Origin of the sequence: Micromonospora sp. NPDC007220, from assembly GCF_040634035.1 — a bacterium.
Classification (GTDB): Bacteria; Actinomycetota; Actinomycetes; order Mycobacteriales; family Micromonosporaceae; genus Micromonospora; species Micromonospora reichwaldensis.
The window spans coordinates 64,792-67,149 of the sequence record NZ_JBEYEU010000018.1; the positions used below are offsets into that span (position 1 = coordinate 64,792).

Genomic DNA, 2,358 nt, shown 5'->3' on the forward strand with positions numbered 1-2,358 from the left:
ATTTCACCCCACGTCCAGACGGGAGCCCGCTGACCTGGGTGAATTTAATGGTCTTGGGTAATCGGCCAGTAATAACAAGATCCCTCCGACGGTGTGCGCCGTTGCGGCGACCTCGGGGGCCGTCGCGCGACGCCGGCCTCGTCGCCCACGAGGACCGCGCGCCTCGCCGGGCTGCTCCCTTCCCCGGGTCGGGTCCGGATGCGAGACTGAGTCGTGTCGCGTGACGACCTCGGGAGCCCGCCGGAGCACCACCGCGCCGAGTCGGTGCCGGCGTGATCAGCGGCCACTGGGAGGTCGTCGTGGTCGGCGGCCGGATCGCCGGAGCGTGCACCGCCTGGGCCCTCGCGCCGTACGCGGAGCGGGTCCTCGTCCTCGACGCCTCGCGGCCCACCGCGTTCTGGCCGCAGCAGTCCACCTGGGACCGCTCCGGCAACCTCGCCTGGGCCGAGCTCGGTCTACTGGAGACGGTCCTGGCCTGCGGCGCCCCGCGCACTTACGGCGACACCCAGCGCATCGGCGAGGACGTGGTCGAGCGGGTCTACCCGCGCGAGGACGCCCACTCGTTCCGGATGAGCGTGCCCCGCGAGGTGCTGGACCCGGCGCTGCTGGCCGCGGCGCGCGGCCGGGGCAACGTCACCGTGCGGCGCCCGGCCCGGGTGCGGGACCTCACAGTCGACGCGGGCAGGGTGCGCGGCGTGACCGTCCGGCACGGTGCCGTCGACAGCGAGGTCACCTGCGACCTGCTGGTGCTGGCGGACGGCCGGCTGTCGCGCAACGCGGAGCGCGTGGGGGCGGACGCCTACCGGGTGGTCGAGTCACCGTGGTTCGCGCTGCTGGCCTACTACGAGAACCTGCCGCTGCCCACCGACCGCTCCTACTTCTCGTTGCAGGACCGCAGCGTCCTCATCTCGACGCCCTGCGGCGACAAGCAGTGGTGCGTCGCGGTGGACCTGCACCAGAGCCTGATCGACGAGACCGGCCGGCACCCGGCGCGCTCGTACGAGCGGATGGTGCGCGACGACCCGTATCTCGGCCCGGCCGTCGCCGTCGGGCGCCGCACCACCTCGATCGGCGGCGCCGGGCGGATGCGCATGCTGCGCCGGCCGATGAGCGGGCCCGGCTGGTGCCTGGTCGGCGACGCCGGCTACCACCTGGACCCGGTCACCGCCCAGGGCACCCGGGCCGCCGTGGTCACGGCCCGGATCCTGCGGGACCGCGTCGCGGGCGCCGGCCGCGTCGCGGGCGCGGACCTGACCGGCCTGACCGGCGAACGCGACGCCGCCCTCGACGACGACTGGGACTACACGGAGCAGATCGTGCGCGGCTGACCGACGCCACCACCGGCCCACGCCCACCACCGGCCGCGCCGCCACCGGCCGACGCCCTCCACCGGTCGACGCGCCCTCCACCGGCCGGCGAGCGGATCCGCCGCCGAGTCAGCGCGGGGTCGGCCCGACCGGCTACGCCACCGGCCGGCTGCCGTTGATGGTCACCCGCTGGCCGTAGCGGGAGTGCGGGTAGTAGTCCCAGACGGCGTGGTGCTGGGTGCAGCGGTTGTCCCAGAACACCAGCGTGTTCGGCGTCCAGCGCACCCGGCAGTTCAGGATCGGCTGCTGAGCGACCCAGCCGAAGAGCATGTCCAGCAGCGCCCGGCTCTCGTGGCGGGAGAGCTGCACGATGTGCGAGGTGAAGCCGGCGTTGACGAAGAGCAGCTTGCGGCCGGTCTCCGGGTGGCGTACGACGACCGGGTGCTCGCTCTTCGGCACGACGTACTCCGGCGGCGGGGTGTGGCCCTGCCACGGGATCAGGCCGTCGTGGATCGCGGTCAGCCCGTCGAGGAAGGCCCGCATCGGCGGGGAGAGCATCTCGTACGCCAGGTGCATGTTCGCCCAGAGGGTGTCGCCGCCGACGCCGATCTCCGGCGTCCTGGTGACGTAGAGCATCGAGCCCAGCGACGGCTCGGCCTCGGCGGTGCCGTCGGTGTGCCAGTCCTCGCCGGCCACGAACCGCGAGTCCCGGCCGGCGCTGATCTCGAGGACGGCGGGGTCGCCGCCGTCGAGGTCGGCGAGGGGCTGCCGGCGCAACTCGCCGAACAGGCCGGCGAAGCGCTTGTGGTCCTCGGCGGAGAGCACCTGGTCGCGGAAGACCAGCACATGGTGGGCGAGGAAGGCGCGCCTGACCTCGGCCAGTTGCCCGTCCGACAGCTCGGTGGCGAGGTCGAGGCCGGAGACCTCCGCGCCGATGACCGGAGAGATCGGTCGGACGGTGATGGTGTCGTAGCGCTCCGGCGGGCGGGTCGTCGCCCGCTCGACGGCGGCAAGGACGTGCTCTTCCATTCGTTCCCTCCTGGGTTCGGTG

2 protein-coding genes are annotated in these 2,358 nt (G+C 73.4%); one reads left to right on the forward strand and one right to left on the reverse strand.

Going from position 1 to position 2,358, the window contains the following annotated elements:
- Window positions 1–272 precede the first annotated feature (272 nt).
- Complete coding sequence (locus ABZ573_RS24770) at window positions 273–1,328, forward strand: NAD(P)/FAD-dependent oxidoreductase (RefSeq protein ID WP_151455465.1); 1,056 nt, start codon at window positions 273–275, stop codon at window positions 1,326–1,328.
- A gap of 132 nt (window positions 1,329–1,460) precedes the next feature.
- Here the strand turns inward: ABZ573_RS24770 and ABZ573_RS24775 are convergent, their stop codons facing one another.
- The gene (locus tag ABZ573_RS24775) at window positions 1,461–2,336 is read right to left on the reverse strand and encodes a TauD/TfdA family dioxygenase (RefSeq protein ID WP_151455464.1); all 876 of its coding nucleotides are present in this window, start codon (window positions 2,334–2,336) and stop codon (window positions 1,461–1,463) included.
- Between the last annotated feature and the right edge of the window lie 22 nt (window positions 2,337–2,358).